General features: G+C 52.8%; 17 protein-coding genes. 13 read left to right on the forward strand and 4 right to left on the reverse strand.

Features of this window, described 5'->3' with window-relative positions; translation table 11 throughout:
* Window positions 1-64: 64 nt before the first annotated feature.
* The 3 genes from Q5Y71_RS06015 to Q5Y71_RS06025 all read left to right on the forward strand — a co-directional run bounded on the left by Q5Y71_RS06015 (window position 65) and on the right by Q5Y71_RS06025 (window position 2,051).
* Complete coding sequence (locus Q5Y71_RS06015; RefSeq protein WP_306040901.1) at window positions 65-751, forward strand: sterol desaturase family protein; 687 nt, start codon at window positions 65-67, stop codon at window positions 749-751.
* Between the two features lie 363 nt (window positions 752-1,114).
* The gene (locus Q5Y71_RS06020) at window positions 1,115-1,459 is read left to right on the forward strand and encodes a 4a-hydroxytetrahydrobiopterin dehydratase (RefSeq protein ID WP_306040903.1); all 345 of its coding nucleotides are present in this window, start codon (window positions 1,115-1,117) and stop codon (window positions 1,457-1,459) included.
* Between the two features lie 124 nt (window positions 1,460-1,583).
* Window positions 1,584-2,051 carry an OsmC family protein gene (locus Q5Y71_RS06025; protein WP_306040905.1) on the forward strand — a complete coding sequence of 156 codons (468 nt, stop codon included), beginning with the start codon at window positions 1,584-1,586 and terminating at the stop codon, window positions 2,049-2,051.
* 61 nt (window positions 2,052-2,112) lie between these two features.
* Here Q5Y71_RS06025 and Q5Y71_RS06030 read toward each other — a convergent pair whose 3' ends face one another.
* Both Q5Y71_RS06030 and Q5Y71_RS06035 read right to left on the reverse strand, forming a co-directional pair.
* Window positions 2,113-2,691 (reverse strand): helix-turn-helix domain-containing protein, encoded by a 579-nt coding sequence (locus tag Q5Y71_RS06030; RefSeq protein ID WP_306040907.1) that lies wholly within the window; start codon window positions 2,689-2,691, stop codon window positions 2,113-2,115.
* An 86-nt stretch (window positions 2,692-2,777) separates the two neighbouring features.
* Entirely contained in the window at window positions 2,778-2,975 is a 198-nt protein-coding gene (locus Q5Y71_RS06035; protein WP_371877004.1) for a cupin domain-containing protein, read from the reverse strand.
* Between the two features lie 183 nt (window positions 2,976-3,158).
* On the opposite strand from Q5Y71_RS06035, the gene Q5Y71_RS06040 reads away from it, so the two are divergent.
* The 9 genes from Q5Y71_RS06040 (at window position 3,159) to Q5Y71_RS06080 (ending at window position 16,572) form a co-directional block, all read left to right on the forward strand.
* Entirely contained in the window at window positions 3,159-3,533 is a 375-nt protein-coding gene (locus tag Q5Y71_RS06040; protein ID WP_306040909.1) for a hypothetical protein, read from the forward strand.
* A gap of 418 nt (window positions 3,534-3,951) precedes the next feature.
* Window positions 3,952-4,488, forward strand: coding sequence for a gamma carbonic anhydrase family protein (locus Q5Y71_RS06045; protein WP_306040911.1), 537 nt, complete (start codon window positions 3,952-3,954; stop codon window positions 4,486-4,488).
* Window positions 4,481-4,696 carry a DUF1289 domain-containing protein gene (locus tag Q5Y71_RS06050; RefSeq protein ID WP_306040913.1) on the forward strand — a complete coding sequence of 72 codons (216 nt, stop codon included), beginning with the start codon at window positions 4,481-4,483 and terminating at the stop codon, window positions 4,694-4,696. The genes Q5Y71_RS06045 and Q5Y71_RS06050 overlap by 8 nt, the downstream gene beginning before the upstream one ends.
* Window positions 4,697-4,753: 57 nt before the next feature.
* Window positions 4,754-8,272, forward strand: coding sequence for a DNA polymerase III subunit alpha (gene dnaE / locus Q5Y71_RS06055; protein WP_306040915.1), 3,519 nt, complete (start codon window positions 4,754-4,756; stop codon window positions 8,270-8,272).
* 93 nt (window positions 8,273-8,365) lie between these two features.
* Window positions 8,366-9,325, forward strand: coding sequence for an acetyl-CoA carboxylase carboxyltransferase subunit alpha (locus Q5Y71_RS06060; RefSeq protein ID WP_306040917.1), 960 nt, complete (start codon window positions 8,366-8,368; stop codon window positions 9,323-9,325).
* 1,011 nt (window positions 9,326-10,336) lie between these two features.
* Window positions 10,337-13,387, forward strand: coding sequence for a TonB-dependent receptor (locus tag Q5Y71_RS06065; protein WP_306040919.1), 3,051 nt, complete (start codon window positions 10,337-10,339; stop codon window positions 13,385-13,387).
* A gap of 70 nt (window positions 13,388-13,457) precedes the next feature.
* Entirely contained in the window at window positions 13,458-14,948 is a 1,491-nt protein-coding gene (locus Q5Y71_RS06070) for a tryptophan halogenase family protein (protein ID WP_306040921.1), read from the forward strand.
* 6 nt (window positions 14,949-14,954) lie between these two features.
* On the forward strand, window positions 14,955-15,224 hold the full coding sequence (locus Q5Y71_RS06075) for a hypothetical protein (RefSeq protein ID WP_306040923.1): 270 nt from the start codon (window positions 14,955-14,957) through the stop codon (window positions 15,222-15,224).
* 97 nt (window positions 15,225-15,321) lie between these two features.
* The gene (locus Q5Y71_RS06080) at window positions 15,322-16,572 is read left to right on the forward strand and encodes a sugar MFS transporter (protein WP_306040924.1); all 1,251 of its coding nucleotides are present in this window, start codon (window positions 15,322-15,324) and stop codon (window positions 16,570-16,572) included.
* A gap of 217 nt (window positions 16,573-16,789) precedes the next feature.
* On the opposite strand, the gene Q5Y71_RS06085 is transcribed toward Q5Y71_RS06080, so the two are convergent.
* Window positions 16,790-17,638, reverse strand: a complete 849-nt coding sequence (locus tag Q5Y71_RS06085; protein WP_306040926.1) for a LytTR family DNA-binding domain-containing protein — start codon at window positions 17,636-17,638, stop codon at window positions 16,790-16,792.
* Entirely contained in the window at window positions 17,635-18,807 is a 1,173-nt protein-coding gene (locus Q5Y71_RS06090) for a sensor histidine kinase (RefSeq protein WP_306040927.1), read from the reverse strand. Before Q5Y71_RS06090 ends, Q5Y71_RS06085 begins: the two co-directional genes overlap by 4 nt.
* Window positions 18,808-19,387: 580 nt before the next feature.
* Between Q5Y71_RS06090 and Q5Y71_RS06095 the strand changes: the two genes are divergently transcribed.
* Window positions 19,388-20,662 (forward strand): sugar MFS transporter, encoded by a 1,275-nt coding sequence (locus Q5Y71_RS06095; RefSeq protein WP_306040928.1) that lies wholly within the window; start codon window positions 19,388-19,390, stop codon window positions 20,660-20,662.
* Window positions 20,663-20,729 lie beyond the last annotated feature (67 nt).

The raw sequence follows: 20,729 nt of genomic DNA on the forward strand, positions 1-20,729 counted from the left end.
AGCTTCTCAACTCTTTCATTCGTCAATTAAGATTGCATCATGACAAGAAAAAGAGGGGTGGGGCATGTTGCAATTGCATGATGTGATCACTTTCAGGAAGCGATACAGAGAGGCGGTTCGCAGCCATTATAACGGCTGGTTCCACCTGACAGCCATTGTGTTGATCTGTTTGGGAGTTTCTGGTTACTGTATTGTTCTGGTAGATGCACTGAGACTTGGGGAGCTTCTGGCCGTTCCTCTGGGTATTCTCCTCTACAACTTTATGGAATATGCTGCCCACCGTTGGGCAGGACATAAAAAACAAAAGCTGACCCGATTGTTTTACAACCGACACACCGGTGATCACCACAGCTTTTATTCTCCGCCGTTGCTGTCTTTTGCGTCTTCGCGGGACTGGCGTATCGTTCTATTCCCAACCTATTTAAGTGCTTTTTTGGCTTTTATTCTCGCCCCGTTTTGTGGATATCTTCTGGCGTCTCTGTTCTCAGTGAACGCGGGCTATATCCTGGCGGCAGTCATAGTCCTGAGTCACCTGGGTTACGAAGTGCTGCACTTGGCTTATCATCAGTCCGAAGGACACTGGTTTCACAACGTACCGGGGTTGCGGGAATTGGCCCATTTGCATCGGATTCACCATCGTCGGGAGTTGATGAAAACCAGCAATTTTAATTTGACCCTTCCCCTGTTTGATCTCCTGCTGGGTACCTTTCACTGGGAGCCCAGGGATACCTTTGATGGCCCTGGCAAGTAAAGCTCCGCTGACAGGGTATCACTCGATTTCCTCAAAGTGCCTGCTTCTCTTTCATAGGTTCAACAGTGATGGAAAAACACTGTTGGTATATTGCCCTTTTCTTGTCGAATCGCTGGCTATTCGCCACGCATGTCATATTCAAATTGAACCGGATCTACCTGTGACAGATACTGTGTTTCTTGAGGGCGCGGTGGCACTGAATGTCCCGGTACCCCAGCGCTAATCGCATGCAGTGCCACATTGGTGCCATAAAACCATATAAAATGCGTTTTTAGGGTGCACGCTTGTTTCACTGAAGTCCCCCGGTTAGAGTGGTGCCCAGATAAAACAAGGGATAATAAGCCAGGTTTTGAGGAAACATCCATGACCGAATTAGCTCAACAACAATGTGAAGCCTGCCGCGCCGATGCACCGCTTGTCAGTGACGATGAACTGCCAGGATTATTGCGACAGATCCCCGACTGGTCGCCGATCACCCGAGATGGAATCCTGCAATTGGAGCGTGTCTTCAAATTTCGCAATTTCAAACAGGCACTGGCATTTACCAACCGGGTTGGCGCCATTGCCGAAGAAGTGGGACACCATCCGGCGCTGTTGACCGAGTGGGGCAAAGTGACCGTGACCTGGTGGAGCCACGAAGCCAAGGGCCTGCACAAGAATGATTTTATTATGGCCGCACGCACGGATCAGCAAGTGGACGCGGACTAGGTAAAGCCCTCAGCTATCAATGCAGTAGTGAAATGATCTTCCTGCCTGTGCTCAGCTCTTTTGACCGGAAAGTGGCACAGAGCAGTTCTGTGCCGGCTTGATGCCGGCAGGAAGGAGGCGCAGGTTGTCTGAGTACACTTCCACAGTTGTCTGGCAGCGCGGTGGCCAGACCTTCACCGATAACCAATACAGTCGCGCGCACACTTGGCGGTTTGATGGCGGCGTGTCAGTGCCCGCTTCCTCGTCCCCGCAGGTGGTCCCGCTCCCCTATTCGGTAGCGGAGCATGTCGATCCTGAAGAAGCCTTTGTAGCGGCACTCTCCAGCTGTCACATGCTGTTTTTCCTCGCCATGGCGGCCAAGCGGGATTTTGTGGTGGATACGTACCGGGATGAAGCGGTGGGCGTGATGGGTACGATTGCGGCAGGCAGAATGGGTGTCACACAGGTCACGCTGCACCCTCGGGTGCTTTTCTCCAGCGATAAAAAGCCCACCTGGGCGCAGTTGGAAAAAATGCACCACCTGGCCCACAAGCAATGCTTTATTGCCAACTCCGTTAAGACTGAGGTGGTCATTGAGATATGCGCGCTTTGAGCCCAAGTTTGAATCACCACAATACCGTGTTTGCCCAGCAGCGGTTCACAGCCTGAACGGGCTATTCGCACTCCTGTTTGTGGTATTGGCCCGGTGAACACCCGGTTACCTGTTTGAATGCCTTTCGGAAGGCGGCTTCAGATTGATAGCCGGCTTCTTCAGCAATAGCCGCAATACTGCGCTGGCTGGTCAAGAGGCACTCCTGTGCCCCGCGCATACGCCATTGCGTCAGGTATTGCATCGGGGTGATATTGACCAGATCGCGGAAGCGGTTGACAAAGGCCGTCCTGCCCATGGCAACGGCATTTGCAAGGCTATCGAGTGTCCAGGGTTTTTCCGGCTCATTGTGTAACACGTTAAGGGCTTTGCCGATTTTCGGATCTGCTAATGCGCCCAACAAGCCGTGCTGTTCTGTTCGGTGCATTTGCAGGCGCAAGGCCTCGATAAACAGCAGGTAAGCCAGGTGATTCGCCGTCGCGAAACAGCCCATCTCCCGTGTCTGAAGTTCATTGATTAATAGATCGACAATGGTGCGGATTTGAGGCTGGCAACTCTGTACTTGAAAATCCAGAATGACGGCAGGTGGCATGGCATCTAGCAATGGCCAGGCAATGCGACTGCTGAATTCGAAAAGCCACAAACCATGTTGGCAGAAACTGCCTGCTGCTGGTCGATCGGTTGATTGACTTGTTCCTCAGGGGGGGGTGATTCGCTCGACATCACATGCTAGTAATCATAGGGAAACAACACCAGATCACCGGCTGTCAACAGAGTTGGCTCCTGCTCAGGTCGATGTAGCCAGGCCTTGCCCAATGTCAGCAGATGAAACGGCATACGCCGTGAACCCGAGGTATCAATGGCCCAGTGGCCACAAAAATCCCCATGGACGTAGACATCCACCTTCAATCCAAGGCCCTGCAGAATTTTTGCTCAAGAAATCCTTGTTATCTAGATACATAACAGCCCTATAAGCAGTAAAGAGTTAAATGTGTACTATTTGATCGAAATTATGAACAAAAAGGCATATTAAGTACATCTGTCTCTACTTTTTAGCCTACTTCGCAATCTGGTTGCTAACACAGATCTAACATTTTGGAGTGATGAATCATGTCAATCAGAAAGACCTTAGCCCTGTTCATTCTGGCCACCGTAGGTTTTGCCGGTACGCCGCAAAAAAATAGTGAAGGTGTGACCGTGATCCACCTTGGTGAATACAATGGCTATTTTGAGGCGAAGGAAACCGTCGCGGGTTTGAAAGCCGGTGAGTACGAATTCGTTGTTACCAATAAAGCCAATAAGCTGGTGGGGTTCCAAATCCAGAATTATAAAACTCCTGCCAGGTTAGACATGTTTCCGCTGGAGTCAGGTGAGACACGCACCGCGCGGGTTACCGTTACTAAGGATGGTGTCCGTTTCCGCTGCCCCATCAACCCGACTCCCTGGTACGACCTGGATGTTATCTCACCGGCGAAATCCTCATAAACCGCAATAGAGGCTGAATGGATTCGATAGGTAGAGAGATGCCGGCCTAGCTTGCTGATATCTCTGACATCGGCTGCCCAAGTGGCAGCCGCTGGTCCGCCTAAGATGACCAGGCAATGGCATGCCGCGCCCGCCTGGAACCGTACTCCCGCAAAAACACCGCTCATGGCTTGTCTTGCCTGTAACGACCCTGCCCGCCAGTATGAATCAACCAATATAGTCAGGACAGAAGGCCCGAGCAGGATTTTTAAAGGATTTATATGGAGAGTTGCAACTGAACGGGGCGTTCACCTGTTTGCAGGATTGACAACACGCCCGACCGGTATTCGGGCCGAAAAGTACTGGGTGCATGCACTGTTCACAGCCTTGCCGGCGCGGGATAATAAACCTGGAGCAATCCCATCAAAACGGAGACCGGATGCTGTACAGTTTGGGGAATCAACAACCACTTTTGGTAGGTGAAGGTCACTATATCGCCCCCGGTGCTCATATCATCGGCGATGTGCGCATGCTCAGGCACAGTTCGGTGTGGTTTAATGCGGTGGTGCGTGGAGACTGTGCATCGATCACGATCGGCGAATACAGCAATGTACAGGACGGCGCGGTACTTCACGCCGACCCCGGCAGTCCGCTGACGGTGGGTAGCGGAGTCACTGTCGGTCACAAGACGATGCTGCACGGCTGTGACATCGGCGACTACAGTCTGGTAGGGATCAATGCGGTGGTGTTGAACGGGGCCGTGATCGGCAGGTATTGTATTATTGGCGCCAATACGCTGGTCTCCGAGGATACCGTGGTGCCCGATTATTCTATGGTAGTGGGCTCGCCCGGCAAGGTGGTGAAGGCCCTGGATCAAGGCATCGGCGAGTTGCTCAAAGCCGGCAGTGACCACTATGCGGTGAATGGCAAGTACTTTGCCGATCAGTTGGTACCCCTTGGGGCCGAAGATGTGTAAACAACCGGTAACAACCCCTGTAGCAGCACAGCACCCGGTCCAGTCCCCCTGTATTTCCGTATGTGCCCTCAATGCCGAGGACATCTGTGAGGGTTGTTTTCGCAGCGCGGAAGAGATCAGTCGCTGGGGTGCCATGAATAACGGTGAGCGCCATAGAGTGCTGAAGCGCTGCACCGAACGGGCACGGCAGATGGGCCGTATTTGGTAATTAATCGAATGTGCCCTGCCGGATCAAAGCGCCACAGGGCCCTGAGTAAACGCACACATGACCCAATCTTTTGTCCACTTAAGAATCCACTCTGAATTTTCCTTGATGGACGGCCTGGTGCGTATCAAGCCTGCCATTGCCCGCGCCGAGGAGCTGGAGATGCCGGCTTTGGCGCTGACTGATCAGTGCAACCTGTACGGCCAGATAAAATTTTACCGGGCCTGTCTCAGCGCCGGTATCAAGCCGGTGACTGGGGCGGATTTCTGGCTGAGCGAAGGCGGCGAAGGCAAGCCTACACTGTTCACCCTCTACGCCATGAATGGCGACGGTTATCGCAATATCATTGCGCTGATTTCCCGAGCCTGGATGGAGGGGCAGTATCATGGGAATGCCTATGTAAAGCGTGAGTGGGTGCGGGCGTACAGTGCGGGCATGTTGATGCTGTCCGGCGCCAAGTATGGTGACGTTGGGCGCGCCCTGGTTGCCGGGCGCCGCACCCAGGCGAAGGAGTTGGCAGGGGAATGGGCGGCGCTGTTCCCCGATCGCTATTATCTGGAGCTGCAGCGCACCGGTCGTGCCGGCGACGAAGAGTACCTGCACGCAGCAGTGGATCTGGCCCAGGCAATGAATCTGCCCGTGGTGGCCACCAACGATGTGCGCTTTATGGCTGAGAGTGAGTTCGAGGCCCACGAGGTACGTGTATGTATCCACGAGGGGCGTACTCTCGACGATCCGCGCAGGGAGCGCCGTTATTCCGCCGAGCAGTATTTTCGTACGCCCGAGGAGATGTGGTCGCTGTTCAGCGATATTCCCGAAGCGCTGCAGAACACTGTTGAAATCGCCAGGCGCTGCTCCGCGCCGATTCAGCTGGGCAAGTACTTCCTGCCGGAATACCCGATTCCCGAGGGCATGACCGAAGACCAGTTCTTTGAAAAAATCTCCAAAGAGGGCCTGGAAAAACGCCTGGAAAAAACCCTGGACCGCTTCGCCCCAGAGTATACCGAGCGGCGCAGGGTTTATGAGGAACGCTTGCGCTTTGAACTCGACATCATTATCCAGATGGGTTTTCCGGGCTACTTCCTGATCGTGATGGATTTTATCCAGTGGGCCAAGGATCACGATATTCCGGTGGGTCCGGGAAGGGGTTCCGGTGCCGGCTCTCTGGTGGCTTACGCACTGGATATCACCGACCTGGACCCGCTACAGTACGATCTGCTGTTTGAGCGATTCCTCAACCCGGAGCGGATTTCCATGCCCGACTTCGATATCGACTTCTGTATGGAGAAGCGGGATCGGGTGATCGGCTATGTGGCCGACAACTATGGCCGCCAGGCGGTAAGCCAGATCATCACTTTTGGCACCATGGCCGCTAAGGCCGTGGTACGCGATGTGGCGCGGGTGCAGGGCAAGTCCTACGGCCTTGCCGACAAGCTGTCAAAAATGATTCCGCCGGATGTAGGGATGACTCTCAAGAAAGCCTACGACCAGGAAGATGTGCTGCGTGAGTTTCTCAAAAGTGACGAGGAGGGCCAGGAAATTTGGGAGATGGCCCTGCAACTCGAAGGGGTTTCGCGCAATGTGGGCAAGCACGCAGGGGGTGTGGTAATCGCACCTACCAAGCTCACGGACTTTGCCCCGCTCTATTGTGATGAAACCGGGGCGGGCCTGGTCACACAGTTCGATAAAAACGATGTGGAGGATGCGGGGCTTGTCAAGTTTGACTTTCTCGGCCTGCGTACCCTGACCATTATCGACTGGGCTGTGCATATGGTAGATAAGCAGCGCAGTCGCGACGGGCTGGAGCCGCTGGATATCGCCGCGCTGCCACTGGACGATGAAAAAACCTTCAAAATGCTCAAGCGGGCCGAGACGATTGCGGTGTTTCAGCTGGAATCCCGCGGTATGAAGGATTTGATCAAGCGCCTGCAGCCTGACAACCTGGAGGACATGATTGCACTGGTGGCTCTGTTTCGTCCGGGCCCCTTGCAGTCCGGTATGGTGGACGATTTTATCAACCGCAAACATGGCCGCGCCCAGGTGGCCTATCCGGATGCCAAGTACCAGCATGAGAAACTAAAGCCCATTCTGGAGCCCACCTACGGCGTGATCGTCTACCAGGAACAGGTCATGCAGATCGCCCAGGAACTGGCGGGCTACACGCTCGGTGGTGCGGATCTGTTGCGCCGCGCCATGGGTAAGAAGAAACCGGAGGAAATGGCCAAGCAGCGCGCTGTTTTTGAAAGCGGTGCCAAAGCCCAGGGCATTAATCCCACCCTGGCAATGAAAATCTTTGACCTGGTGGAGAAGTTCGCAGGCTACGGATTTAACAAATCCCACTCTGCCGCCTACGCCCTGGTATCCTACCAGACCGCTTGGTTGAAAGCGCACTATCCGGCTCAGTTTATGGCGGCCACCATGTCCTCGGATATGGACAAAACCGACAAGGTGGTGACCTTTATCGAGGAGTGCAGGGCCATGGGGTTGACCCTGGTACCCCCGGATGTGAACCTGGGTAGCTTCCAGTTTTCAGTGGATATGGATAACCGGATTATTTACGGTCTCGGCGCCATAAAAGGGCTCGGTGAGGGCCCGATTGAAACGATAATCGCCGCGCGGGAGCGGGGAGGACCTTTTATCAACCTGTTTGATTTTTGTGCCCGTATAGACCCGCGCAAGGTGAACAAGCGCGCGATGGAAGCGCTGGTACGCTCCGGTGCTCTGGATAGTATCGGTCCGGATACTGGCGATCGGGAGGACCTGGATTACGCCCGTGCGGTGCTGTTTAACGCCCTGGATGAAGCGACCAAAGCCGCGGAGCAGCAGACCGCCAATGCCAATGCCGGCATGATGGACCTGTTCGGGGAACTGGTACCTCAGAGCGCCGACGGGGATGTATATGAGGATTTTCGCCGCACCCGCTGTTGGAGTATTCGCGAGCGTCTAGAGGGTGAGAAAAATACCCTCGGCCTATACTTGACCGGTCACCCCATCGATGAGTATGCCGATGAACTGGGGTATTTAGTGAAAGCGCGTATTGCCGATCTCAAGCCGGGGCGCGAATCGCAAAAAGTGGCGGGGCTGGTTGTCGCCATGCGGGTGATGAAAACCAAACGCGGTGATGCGATGGCGATTGTCAGCCTGGATGACCGCAGTGGCCGCATTGAGGCGGCCCTGTTTAGCGAGGCGTTTGGCGAACACCGCGAAAAGCTCGCCAAGGATGCCCTGCTGGTGCTCGATGGCCCCGTGGCCAACGATGATTACAGCGGCGGTCTGAAAATGACCGTCAACAGCGTCTCCACCCTGGACGAACTGCGTCGCAGCAGCGTGACCGGCGTGCGCTTGCAGATCCACAGTGGCAGCGCGCAGCAGGGGTTGGCGAAGCGATTGGCTGCCTGTTTGCAGCCGTACACCGGTGGCCACAGCAAGGTCAGTCTTGAGGTGCTGCGCAGTGATGCGCGCGGCCTCTATCGCCTGCCGCGCCGGTGGGATGTGGAGGCCAATGATCAGTTGCTCCAGTCGCTGCGGGAACTGCTGGGGCGTGAACAAGTGGCACTGCAATACGCTGAACGGCACTGAAGCCTATCGGGCTCGACTGGTTGGTTCCGGGCAGTTAAGCTATGCCGTTGTCATTGTCCGATGGCGTTGATAAGAGTTAAGGGCACAGATTTCATGAATTTTAATTTTCTCGAGTTTGAGCAGCCGATTGCGGAGCTGGAAAGTAAGATCAAGGAGTTGCAGCTGGTCGGTGACGACAACGCATTGAATATTGCCCAAGAGGTGGCCCGGCTGCGAGAGAAGAGCAGAAACCTGACCGAATCTATCTACTCCGATCTAACGCCCTGGCAGGTGGTACAGGTGGCACGCCACCCGCAGCGCCCCTATGCGAAAGACTATATCGAACGCCTGTTTACTGAGTGGGATGAGTTGCACGGTGACCGCCATTTTAGTGACGATAAAGCGATCATTGCCGGTATTGCGCGCCTTGATGGCGCGCCTGTGGCGGTAATCGGCGAGGAGAAGGGCCGCTCTGTCAATGAGAAAGTCGCGCGCAACTTCGGTATGCCCAAACCGGAAGGGTATCGCAAGGCGCTACGCATTATGAAAATGGCGGAGCGCTTCCGGTTGCCGGTGTTGACCCTGATCGATACCCCGGGCGCCTACCCGGGTATCGACAGTGAAGAGCGCGGTATCAGCGAGGCTATCGCCGAAAATCTAGCAGTGATGTCACGCCTGCGCACGCCCATTATCTGTACCGTAATCGGCGAGGGGTCTTCCGGCGGTGCCCTTGCCATTGGTGTCGGTGATCAGTTGAATATGCTGCAGTATGCCACCTACTTTGTGATCTCTCCTGAGGGCTGCGCCAACATTATCTGGAAAACCGTGGACAAGGCGCCGCTGGCGGCCGAGGCCATGGGGGTGACTTCAAGTGTGCTGGAGGAACTGGGTATTGTGGATGAAATCATTCCGGAGCCGCTCGGCGGTGCGCACCGGGACCCGGATGCCATGGCGGCGCGCTTGAGGGACAGGCTCAGTCATCAATTAGAGCAATTGCGCACGGTGGACTCTATTGATACCTTGCTGGAGAAGCGCTACCAACGCCTGATGAGCTATGGCAATAGCACTTCGTAATGCCAAATAACGACGCCCGGTATGCCGATTGATTGCTGGGCTGAACGCCAGCTCCAACCAGCTGGGATTGCTGGAAAGCGATTGCGGCGATAGATTGCGCCGGTGGGATGCTCCCCGCACAAAACGGCCTCCTCCGATAAGTGCCCAAAAGATGCCAGCCGAAAGAGGGGGTCTTCACCAAGGCGTATACGGCATCTGGCCCATCCATATGGAGCTGGCAGGTTATCTATTAGTACTGCTACAGTAATCCCAAAAATTTTTAGCTGCTTCTTTTTTAAGTTTTGCGATTATTGTTTTTGAAATTTCTTTGGTTTTTTTGTCAGCGAATTTATTTAGTTGATGTATTTACAAGCCTGAGCAGTGTTGCCCACTGCGAATCTATTTGCCTGTATCTTCGAGGATGTCAATGCGCTTTGCTCTTGATCGTTGTCGAGTGGTTATTGGTTTACAACGAGATCGATCCATCCAATGCCTTTTTGTCAACCTTGCCCTCAGGTGCCTTGCGTGTATTTTGTCCCAGGTACCGTGAAACCATGTTCGATCTGCCCGCCTGGTCAGGCCAGTAAGGGACGCGTTTCTTCTACTGGTGATAATGGCCTTTGGGATTGAGAAAATCGGGCTGTATGACATATTGGCTCTGGAGTTTCTGTAATTGGCAGTATCTTCTATGGATTGGCGAGATTTAAGCACGCATTGGAAAAATCCGAAACACTACGTAGATTTGCTTATCATTCCCACCGCTTGAGGGACATCTGTCACCTTGGGTAATAACCATGGCCGGGGGGTCCCTACGGTAGGTTCCCCGCTATCCCGGATTTAATCCGCAATATCCCGTTTACCCCTCTGGCCTGATGGCAGTTTGAGTGGGACGAGGCACACTGCGGAGGAATTATAAAAAATCTGTCGCTACGACGCACAACAAACCCGTTGTTATCGGGGATGTCATAAACCAATCTGCGGCAACGGATATTCCTCATTAACTTCATAAAACCCCTATTCCGGTAACCAGCCATGAAACAACATTGTTTTCACAGAGACCGCCTGGCATTCACTATTTCTGTCGTCCTGGGAGTGACCGGTATCCCGTCAGTGCTGGCGATGGAAGACGAAACCCTTCTTGAAGAGGTAACGGTGACAGGTATCCGGGCCAGCCTGAAGAATTCCATGGATGTGAAACGGGATAGCGCCGGTGTTGTGGATGCGATCTCTGCCGAGGACATGGGTAAGTTTCCGGATTCCAATCTGGCAGAATCCCTGCAGCGTATAAGCGGGGTTTCCATTGACCGCCGCAACGGAGAGGGCAGTCGGGTAACCGTGCGCGGGTTTGGGCCGGACTATAATCTCATTACCTTAAATGGCCGCCAGATGCCGTCCACCTCCCTTGTACAAAATGGCGGCGGGGTAAGCCAGGGCCGTGCCTTTGATATGGATAACCTGGCAGCGGAAAGTGTCAGGGCACTGGAAGTGTACAAAACCGGGCGTGCGGATATCGCCTCTGGGGGGATGGGTGCTACGATTAATATTATCACCCAGAGACCCCTTGACCGTCCTGGGTTGAATATGTCTCTCGGTGCCAAGGTTCTGCGGGATACCACCAATGTCGTTGGCGATGACTATACACCGGAAGTTGCGGGACTGTTTAGCTGGACTGATGAAGGAGAGAAGCTTGGTTTTGTCCTAACTACCTCCTACCAGCAGCGTGACAGCGGTGCCAGTGGTGCCTATACCACTAACTGGATTACTGAAGCCTATGATGGAACCATTCCCCAGTCACCGGGTGAGAATTCCGGAGAGCCTATTCATATTCTCAATGAACCGGAACTGGGAGAGCTGAGGTCTCTGCCCATAGATCTACGCTATATTCACTCTGATCGTGAGCGCACCCGTATTAATGGGCAACTCACTTTACAGTGGCGACCAATCGATACCTTGACCGGCACTGTGGATTACACTTACGCCAGACAGGATATCTATGAAAACCGTTCGGAGCTGTCCGCCTGGATGGACACCTATAAAAGCGATATTGCCTTTGATAGGGGTCCAGTACACACGCCGGCACTCTACTGGGAAGAGCGTCGAGAACAGAATCCCCGGGATATTGGTCTGGCCCTGCAGCAGCAAAATCAGGTCAACACGCTGAAATCCCTCGGCTTGAATCTGCTATGGCAGTCCAGCGATGAGTTTGAGCTGGTTTTTGATGCGCATCAGTCCGAGTCCTCCAGTTTGCCAGATGCGGGTTACGGAAACTGGATTAATATTGGACTGGGGGCGAATGTCTCCGCCGGCCAGGGCATCGATTTTACCGGAGATGGCCTGCCCATTCTGCTTGTAGACTTCGATGACGGGGTGTACGGCAATGGCAATGGAGAGCTGGAAGAGGGGGAAGTCGGTTCCTCGGTAAGACAGATATTTAATGACCGCGCCTTCGCGGAGTTTACCCAGGCCCGTCTGGGTGCCAACTTTGTGTTCAATGAAACACACTCGATTGATTTCGGGATTGAATCCCGCGATATGGAAACGCGTCTGCAATCCTCCTTTTATCAGGAGTTGCTGGCCGGAGGATGGGGCATCGCCAATCCCGGTGACGTTCCCGCGGAATATCTGTCTCCCATCAACTATGCCAAGCTTTTCAATGATTATAATTTGTCACTGAGATCAAACAGTCGCGATTTCTTTGATCGTGTCAGTGATGGTCGTGCTGCGCCATTGCTTCTGGGATACACTGGCAATGCCGCCCTTGTCGGCAGGCACCTCTCCAATGCGGTCGGATTGCCCTGGGCGGTTAATCCGGTGGATAACCTGGATCGCACTGTCCACGAAGCGGTCTATGGGGCTTTCACGCAGTATTATTTCAGCACAGATTGGCGGGCTATGCCGGTGAATCTGGTGGTGGGGCTCCGGTATGAGAAAACGGAGGTTGAATCCACAGATCTTGCCAACTTGCCCAGCGAAGTAATCTGGCAGAGCAACAACGATTTCCAGATTCCTGCAGGTGCTACGGCCATCCCTTATTCTGAAAAGGCGAAATACAATCACTGGCTGCCCAATGTGGATTTTGATATCGAATTTATTCCCGGATTGATAGGGCGTTTTTCCTACAGTAAAACGATTGCTCGTGCCAATTATGACCAGATGGGGTCTGCCGCTTCCGGTCTGAGTGGCCCCTCTCTGCCAACCCTGCTCTCAGGTTCGACTCTCGGTACAGCGGGCTCGGGCAATCCAGGTATATTGCCACTAGAATCGGATAATCTGGACCTGTCCCTGGAATGGTATTTCGATGAGTCCAGTTATGTTTCCATGGGTTACTTTCGCAAGGATGTCGATAACTTTATCGGGACTGCGACTACGGATGTTAATCTGTATGGTCTCAGCGATCCCACCAACGGTCCGCGCGCCCTTCAGGCAATGGCGGATTTGACAGCACTGGGAGAGCCGCTCAACGATACCAATCTTTTTTCAATGGTTGCAGCCAATATACTCGGGGTTGATTTCTACGAATACACTGCAGAAGAATTTGAAAACCTGGTCGATATTACTGGTAATGCCGATGATGCCCCCATTATTTTCCGCGTATCGCAGCCCAAGAATTCTGAGAGAGCGGTGATTGATGGCTGGGAAGTGGGGATTCAGCACTTCTTTGGCGAAACCGGTTTTGGCCTGCAGGCAAACTACACCATTGTGAATGGCGATATTGAGTACGATGTTGAACAGGACCCTGCGATCAACGGCGGGGAGCAATTTGCCTTAACAGGACTCAGCGATACCGCCAATGTATCGTTGATTTTCGAACAATATGGGCTTTCTGCCCGGCTTTCCTATAACTGGAGAGATGCATTTCTCGCAGGCGTTGAAGATGGCGGGCGGCGTCCACGTTATACCGATGAATACAGTCAGGTCGATCTGAGTATTGGCTATGAAGTACATGAAAATCTGAAGCTCAGTCTCGATGGCATTAATCTACTGGGTGAGGACCAGCGTCAGTTTGCGCGTTCAACAAGTCAGCTGTTGCGTATAGAGATGTTAGGTCCGCGCTATGCCCTGAGTGCCCGCTATCATTTTTGAGGGAAGGGCCCGCCGGCAAGGTGACAGACAGATTCCCAACACCGATACATCCGACGAGCGTTGAATCAATATGGCCGGGATCCATCAAATCGTTATTGCGGGAGGGGGAACGTCCGGGTGGTTGGCTGCTTCAGCTATTGCCAAACTCTACGGTAAACAGGTAAAAGTTACCCTGGTGGATTCTGCAGCGATTGGGCGTATCGGCGTTGGGGAAGCAACCATACCGCCTCTGAGAAATTTTCATCGTCTGCTTGCTATCCGGGAGTCCGAATTTATGTCGGCAACCCAGGCCACTTTTAAGCTGGGTATTGAATTCAAGCACTGGGCACAGCGAGGCGATAGCTACATTCACTCTTTTGGTATTACCGGCAAGGATTGCTGGGCCTGTGACTTCCATCATTTTTGGTTGGCTGGCCGTGAGAGAGCTTTGGCCAGTGAGTTTGGCGACTACTGTGTGGAGTTGCAATCTGCGCGAAAACAGCGCCTATTGCCGGGAGATGCGGGAAAACTCAACTATGCCTATCATGTCGATGCGGGGTTATATGCAGGTTTTCTTCGCCAACATGCATTAAGGCATGGGTGTAATCATGTCGATGGAAAAATAGAGCGGGTGGAAATTTCCGGAAGCAATGGCTATATCGATGCACTGGTACTTGAAGACGGTGCCAGAATTCAGGGGGATCTGTTTATTGATTGCAGCGGTTTTCGTGCGCTACTCATTGGTTCCGCCCTGAACGTTGGCTTTGAATCCTATGGGGATTTCCTGCCCTGTGATTCAGCGATTGCCGTTCAGAGTGCGGGACAGGACCAGTTGCGTCCTTACACCCAGGCGATAGCCCAGGAATTTGGCTGGCAGTGGTGTATTCCCCTGCAAAACCGAATGGGCAACGGCCTAGTCTATAGCAGTCAGTATGTGGCTGATACCGTTGCGGGTGAACGCTTGTTACAGAATCTACTTAGCGAACCTGTCTCTGAGCCCCGCAGGTTTCGCTATCGGCCGGGGCGCCGCAGGCAGGCATGGCACAAGAATTGTGTGGCCATTGGTCTGTCAGGTGGTTTTCTCGAGCCGGTGGAGTCCACGTCCATACATCTAGCCATGTCGGCAATTTTGCGCCTTCTTAAGTTATTTCCCAGAAATGAAATTTCTGATATGGCGATGGCCACCTATAATGCGCAGACGCGCGAGGAGATTGAGGGGATCAGGGATTTTATTATCCTGCACTATAAAGCGACGGAGCGCAAAGACAGTGCTTTCTGGCGATACTGTAACACTATGGCGATTCCAGATTCATTGGCTGGCCGCTTGGAGTTATTTCGTGCAACAGGTGTGTTGTCTGGTACAGAGCGAGAGCTGTTTCAAATCAATTCCTGGGTGCAGGTGTTGCTTGGGCAGCGTATAGAACCCACCGATTATCATCCCATTGTCGATCTTATGAGTGAGGATGAACTGGGGGCATTTTTACAGGGTTACAAAAAATTTGTTGAGAACAGGGTCTCAGCTTTTCCCTCACATCGACAGGCGATAGAGCAATATTGCAAAGGGGGGCTCGCAAGTGAATAACTGTGTATGAACAGAGGGATCAACTGGACGATTGGGTTGGCCGGCGGCACTGTGGGCTGGTTGACTACAGAGGTATTCGCTGCGGAGCACTATGGTGCCGATGCCTGTGGTATGCAAGTGGGTTTGATGGAATCCGCAGATATTCCGGGCAAAAACCCAACTGTATGGGCTACGGTGGGTTTGACCTCAGTGAGCACTCTGATCTCGGACGCCCGTGTTGTCTTCAATTTTTCCCGTTTTGTCGAAAATCGCTGGGGCACAATGGTGGTGGCGTGATAGAAAATAGCGACATGACCAAATGGCTTGATAGGTAAGTGTTTTCCACTATTCAAACGAATCGACTGCCGAGGCTGTACTCTCAGGATCAATCATTATGACATTGTTGCAAGGTAACACGGCATCTAATGCTGCACAGTTACAAGTTGGCGATCATTCCAGGCAGAGATTTGCGCTGGTAGCGTTGACCTCTCTGTTTTTTTTGTGGGGGTTCATCACCTGCCTCAACGATATTCTGATCCCCTACCTGAAAGGGATTTTTACACTGAACTATGCCCAGGCCATGTTGGTGCAGTCTTGTTTCTTCGGGGCCTATTTCCTGGTATCCCTTCCTGCCGGAGTCCTGGTATCGAGAATCGGTTACCAAAAGGGAATTGTGACGGGGTTGGGTGTTGCCGTGTTGGGCTGCTTGTTATTTATTCCCGCCGAGCGTATGGAAATTTATGCGCTTTTCCTCGGAGCCTTGTTCGTTCTGGCCTCTGGTATTACCCTACTGCAGGTATCGGCGAATCCCTATGTCACGGTGTTGGGTGACGAACGCACAGCGGCCAGCCGTCTCACTATGACCCAGGCCTTTAATTCCTTGGGTACAACGGTGGCTCCCCAATTCGGGGCAATAATGATTCTGCCGGCGGCAGGGGTAGCGGCCAGTACTGTGGGGGCCTCCGCGGTTGAAGTGCCCTACCTGATACTGGCAAGTTCGCTTGCGGTTCTGGCTATTGTATTTGGAGTTCTCCATTTGCCACAGATTTCTGCCCACACCATAGCCGAAGGACAGGTTGATTCAGTATGGAGTTATCGCCACTTAGTGTTGGGCGCGGTAGCCATTTTTCTGTATGTGGGGGCGGAAGTCTCTATTGGCAGCTTCCTGGTGAACTTTATGGCCGAGGATTCCATTGCCGGCCTGGAGGAGTCGGAGGCGGCGTTTTTTGTCTCCCTATACTGGGGCGGGGCCATGATGGGCCGCTTTGCCGGTGCGCTGGTAATGCGATATATCGCTGCCGGAAAGGTATTGGCTGCATGCGCGATGATTTCCTGCATTCTGCTGCTAGCCACGGTGACTGGTGAGGGTTATCTGGCAATGTATGCGGTACTGTCGGTGGGCTTGAGTAATTCCATTATGTTCCCGACGATTTTCAGCCTGGCAGTGGCCAAACTTGGCCGCGCTACCAGCCAGGGTTCGGGAATTTTGTGTCTGGCAATTGTCGGTGGTGCTGTAGTGCCTTTCTTGCAGGGCTTGCTGGCCGATCATGTAGGTATCCAACTGGCATTTGTTCTGCCAGTTTTCTGCTATCTCTATATTCTCTACTATGGGATTGCCGGGCATCGCCCGGATAAATGCGCTTGAGGGGTTGCTTTTCCTCTTCTGAACACTTTGCGCCGGTGTTTGTATGCCGGCTTTTTTGCAACAAGCAGAGTGTGTGTCCTGCAAAACACTTAAAAGTGAGGAGGGATTAGAAAATTTCCACTAAAATAAGTGCAGGTGGTATTTTTGATGCTTTGGACTGAAACTGGAGCTCAGTATCGACAGCGAAAACAGTTACGTAGTATTTGTTCGGCGGTGGTTAAGAGGCTTTTGATGCCGTCTGTTGGGCTCTGTGGTTGGAGTCCAGAAACTCCTTGACTGGCTGGCGATAGTTTCGGCTGACTTTGACCTTGGCACCACTATTGAGGGTGAGAAAGTACTCGCCTTTAGTCAGCACCTTGATATGCGTAATACAATTTAGGTTCACCAGAGTGGATCTGTGGATACGCTTGAAGTTATCGGGGCACAGCTGCTTTTGCAGATCCTTGATTGTGCTGCGCATCACATGTGTCTCACCTTTCACATGCACACACATATAGTCACCGGCTGCGTCGATCCATTCGATATCCTGTTGGTTTACCATGGTGATGGTGCCGCGATCCTTGATGGCTAGGCGGTGAGAAAAGGATTGCGCCAGTGCACTTTCACCAGACAATCCTCCTTGCGGGCCGGCATCTGCAATTGAGTTTAGCAGGCGATCCTTTTCCCCCAGGCAGTTGCGATCCTGTGCCAAGTGCATTTGCTGTAGCCGCTGGCGGACCCGCTCCAGTGCGGTTTGCAGGCGCCTGCTGTCCAGCGGTTTCAACACATAATCTACTGCATGAACGTCAAACGCCTTCAGTGCGTATCGATCGTAGGCGGTTGTGAATACAATAAGCGGCATGGTATCACCCTGTAGGCGGCGTACTACCTCGAATCCATTCATGCCGGGCATTTGTACATCGAGGATCAGTAAATCCGGAGCGCAGTCGAATACAGCCTGCAGTACTTCCCGGCCATTCCGGCAACAGGCGACTATTTCTAAATCCTTGAATTCCTCAAGCATACTTTTCAGCAGCCGCAGGGCGAGGGGTTCGTCGTCCACCAGTGCAACGGTGAGTGTGTTCATAGGATTTCTCCCTGTGTCAGGTGGGTGGGGTGCGCGGTTATTTCCAGTGGGATATCAATACGCACCAGCATGCCGGAATCAGATTTTTTACACTGTTCTATACGGAAATTCTGTGGATACAGATTGCAGAGACGCTCGCGTACATTTTTCACGCCGACCCCGGTAGAGGGAAAATGGCAGTCTTGCTCATCAGAAAATCTGCTTGAACAGCCGGTATCAGTGACTTCCAGTACCAGGCGTGCACCGGCATGTCGCGCACTAATGGCGATAGTGCCTCCCAGTTCATTGGGAGCAATGGCGTATTTGACCGAGTTTTCCACCAAAGGCTGCAGTAGCATACTGGGCACCTGGGCGTTGCGCACCTGCTCATCAATAGACAGGTCCACGATCAGCCGATCGGCAAAGCGGGACTTTTCGATCTCCAAATAGAGCAGTACGGCTTCGATCTCCCGTTCCAGGGTGACTTTCTGCATGGGATCTTCTTTGAGTGACAGACGCAGGAAGTCGCTGAGGCGTACAACCATTTGGCGGGCCTCATCAGCTTGCTCAAAACGGATCAGTGCATTGATGGAATTCAGCGTATTAAACAAAAAATGCGGGTTGAGCTGGTAACGCAGCATTTTCAATTGGGCCTCACTGGCAATAGCCTCAGCTTGCAGCCTGCGCAGTTGTTCGCGTTCGTTCACTGCGGCAACCTCAAGCATTTTATTGTGCTCATCTTGCAACAAAAGGTGATATTTCACCCCACAATAGAGGGCGCTCCAAAATAAAAATACAAATAGGGAGGCGTAATACCAGCCACCAAATTCAGACCAGATGGAATGCTCGCCACTCAGTCGTATATAGGCCTCCATCCGCACCAGTGTCCATATTCCGGAGATGACCGCCACCGCCAGCAGATAGATGACTGTGCGCACGGCCAGCTCTGAGTCCCAGGCAATGTCGAAAATAGGCTTGAGAAATAGTGACAAGACAAAGGCGATGGTGCACTGAAACAGGGTATTTATCGGCTCAAATTTGGGCCATTCCGAAGGGGAGTGCCACAGGCTGAGTGAAAGAAAAGTGACCAGCAATATCCCCACCCAGCTCACTAGCTGCAACTTCCAAAACCAGCAGGTAGTCTGAATGTCGGTGTTCAGGCTCTTTTTCTGACGGGTTGGGTACTGCATGATGTCCCGTTTTTTAATATTATGAAAATGCCGGGATAGACGCTCACCATCGCCTTCATTATTATCCTGCAAATACTACCTTGGCTGGCCTTGTCCTGCCAGGACCAACTAATGTCAAGCTTCCGGTTTACCCTCTAAATAGTCCTTTTTGCCGGATTTCGGGGTGAATCGTCAAGTAAATTTCGGCAATCTGGGCTTATATGACTACTTTCCTGTGGTTGTGCTGGGTTACAGCAGACGGTGGTCTTGCCTGTGATTCTCGCACGGATTTTAGTGATAAGACCGCCTTTGTCTGGAGTCGCTGTGTTCTGTTTTAAAGTGATCAGGGCGTGTGGCCTCATGATCTTCCGGCCTTGGCATGTGATTTTGAAAGGAGGTAGCTTGTGTATGATTCATTCCTGGCTTATTTGGATCGGATGCATGCGCGCTTTCATGCAGTGAACGTGATAGTGGTCATAGGGTTTGGTATGAGCGGATTGATCGGGATTAATGCTCTATTGGCTTATGAGATCGGTTTCCAGTGAAACAGATGTTGCCCGAGTCGAACTCTCCAAACGAGATCTTGGTCAAGGATACTGGCATGAAGGGCGCCATACCAGCAGGCGCTGTCCCCGGTTATTTCAATCTGGCTGCCCTGACCTCTTTATTTTTGATCTGGGGGTTTATTACTGGCCTCAATGATGTGCTGGTACCACACCTGAAAAATGTTTTTGAGCTGAGTTATACCCGGGCCGTTCTGGTACAGTTCTGCTTTTTTGCCGCTTACTTTCTGGTCTCCGTGCCTGCGGGGATGCTACTGCGCAGAGTGGGTTACCAGTTGGGACTGGTGCTGGGCCTGTTGGTTGCCTGTGCCGGTTGTCTGGTGTTTATTCCAGCGGCACGATTGCAAATCTATGAGGTATTTTTATTTGGACTTTTTGTATTGGCCTCAGGAATTACCCTGTTGCAGGTGTCTGCCAATCCCTATGTTATTGCCCTGGGCGGCGCTCGCTCGGCACCCAGTCGGTTGAATCTCACCCAGGCGTTTAACTCCCTGGGAACCACACTTGCGCCTGTGATTGGCGGTGCGGTCTTTTTTACTGCGGTCTCTACCGGCTCTGACCCGGATACCGCTGCGAGTATAACCGAGTTTCGCGCCCGTGAGGCGGCATTGGTGGAGGCCCCCTATTTCTGGCTGGCAGTCATTTTGTTGCTGATGGTGGCCTTTTTCTCCTGGATACGCCTGCCGGAAATTCCCAATCACCTGAAAGCCACAGAGTTTGGGGCCAACGAGCAGGAGATCTTTTCTATCTGGCGTTTTCCCAGGTTGACTTTGGGTGCAGTGGGCATTTTTGCCTATGTGGGGGCTGAAGTTGCCATCGGTAGCTTTCTGGTGAGTTTTTTCGGGGAGCCCTCGGTAGCTAGGATGCGACCTTTTGAGGCCGCACACTTTGTCTCCTTGTATTGGGGTGGTGCGATGATTGGCCGTTTTGCTGGGGCACTGCTTCTACGCTATATATCTGCCGGGAAACTGTTGGCGATCTGTGGCCTGGGCTCAGTGGCACTGATTTCGGTGGCCATGCATAGCTCCGGTGTTGTTGCCGTGTGGTCGATCGTTGCCGTCGGGTTGTGTAACTCGATTATGTTTCCAACCATATTCAGTCTTGCCCTGCATGGTCTGGGTGGACATACCTGCCAGGGCAGTGGTGTGCTGTGTATGGCAATCGTGGGGGGGGCAGTAATCCCGCTTTTACAGGGTCTGGTTGCAGATAGCGCCGGTATCCAGATTTCCTTTTCGGTGCCCCTGCTGTGTTATTGTTTCATTGTTTATTATGGAGCCTTCTCGCTGGATCTGCGTGGAGATGTAGAGGAATGAGACGGTCGCTTATAGCAACCGAGTGCAATTCTATTATTCACTTGCAGTAAGGGGCCTGCCAGGTGAG

The organism is Microbulbifer sp. 2205BS26-8, assembly GCF_030731025.1.
In the GTDB taxonomy this organism is placed as follows: domain Bacteria; phylum Pseudomonadota; class Gammaproteobacteria; order Pseudomonadales; family Cellvibrionaceae; genus Microbulbifer; species Microbulbifer spongiae.

What these genes read in the sequence shown, in the direction of transcription:
- dnaE (WP_306040915.1), top strand. Translation starts at nt 4,754, where the DNA reads ATGACCCAATCTTTTGTCCACTTAAGAATCCACTCTGAATTTTCCTTG.
- Q5Y71_RS06080 (WP_306040924.1), top strand. Translation starts at nt 15,322, where the DNA reads ATGACATTGTTGCAAGGTAACACGGCATCTAATGCTGCACAGTTACAA.
- Q5Y71_RS06020 (WP_306040903.1), top strand. Translation starts at nt 1,115, where the DNA reads ATGACCGAATTAGCTCAACAACAATGTGAAGCCTGCCGCGCCGATGCA.
- Q5Y71_RS06050 (WP_306040913.1), top strand. Translation starts at nt 4,481, where the DNA reads ATGTGTAAACAACCGGTAACAACCCCTGTAGCAGCACAGCACCCGGTC.
- Q5Y71_RS06045 (WP_306040911.1), top strand. Translation starts at nt 3,952, where the DNA reads ATGCTGTACAGTTTGGGGAATCAACAACCACTTTTGGTAGGTGAAGGT.
- Q5Y71_RS06070 (WP_306040921.1), top strand. Translation starts at nt 13,458, where the DNA reads ATGGCCGGGATCCATCAAATCGTTATTGCGGGAGGGGGAACGTCCGGG.
- Q5Y71_RS06095 (WP_306040928.1), top strand. Translation starts at nt 19,388, where the DNA reads ATGAAGGGCGCCATACCAGCAGGCGCTGTCCCCGGTTATTTCAATCTG.
- Q5Y71_RS06040 (WP_306040909.1), top strand. Translation starts at nt 3,159, where the DNA reads ATGTCAATCAGAAAGACCTTAGCCCTGTTCATTCTGGCCACCGTAGGT.
- Q5Y71_RS06085 (WP_306040926.1), bottom strand. Translation starts at nt 17,638, where the DNA reads ATGAACACACTCACCGTTGCACTGGTGGACGACGAACCCCTCGCCCTG.
- Q5Y71_RS06065 (WP_306040919.1), top strand. Translation starts at nt 10,337, where the DNA reads ATGAAACAACATTGTTTTCACAGAGACCGCCTGGCATTCACTATTTCT.
- Q5Y71_RS06015 (WP_306040901.1), top strand. Translation starts at nt 65, where the DNA reads ATGTTGCAATTGCATGATGTGATCACTTTCAGGAAGCGATACAGAGAG.
- Q5Y71_RS06060 (WP_306040917.1), top strand. Translation starts at nt 8,366, where the DNA reads ATGAATTTTAATTTTCTCGAGTTTGAGCAGCCGATTGCGGAGCTGGAA.
- Q5Y71_RS06090 (WP_306040927.1), bottom strand. Translation starts at nt 18,807, where the DNA reads ATGCAGTACCCAACCCGTCAGAAAAAGAGCCTGAACACCGACATTCAG.
- Q5Y71_RS06075 (WP_306040923.1), top strand. Translation starts at nt 14,955, where the DNA reads ATGAACAGAGGGATCAACTGGACGATTGGGTTGGCCGGCGGCACTGTG.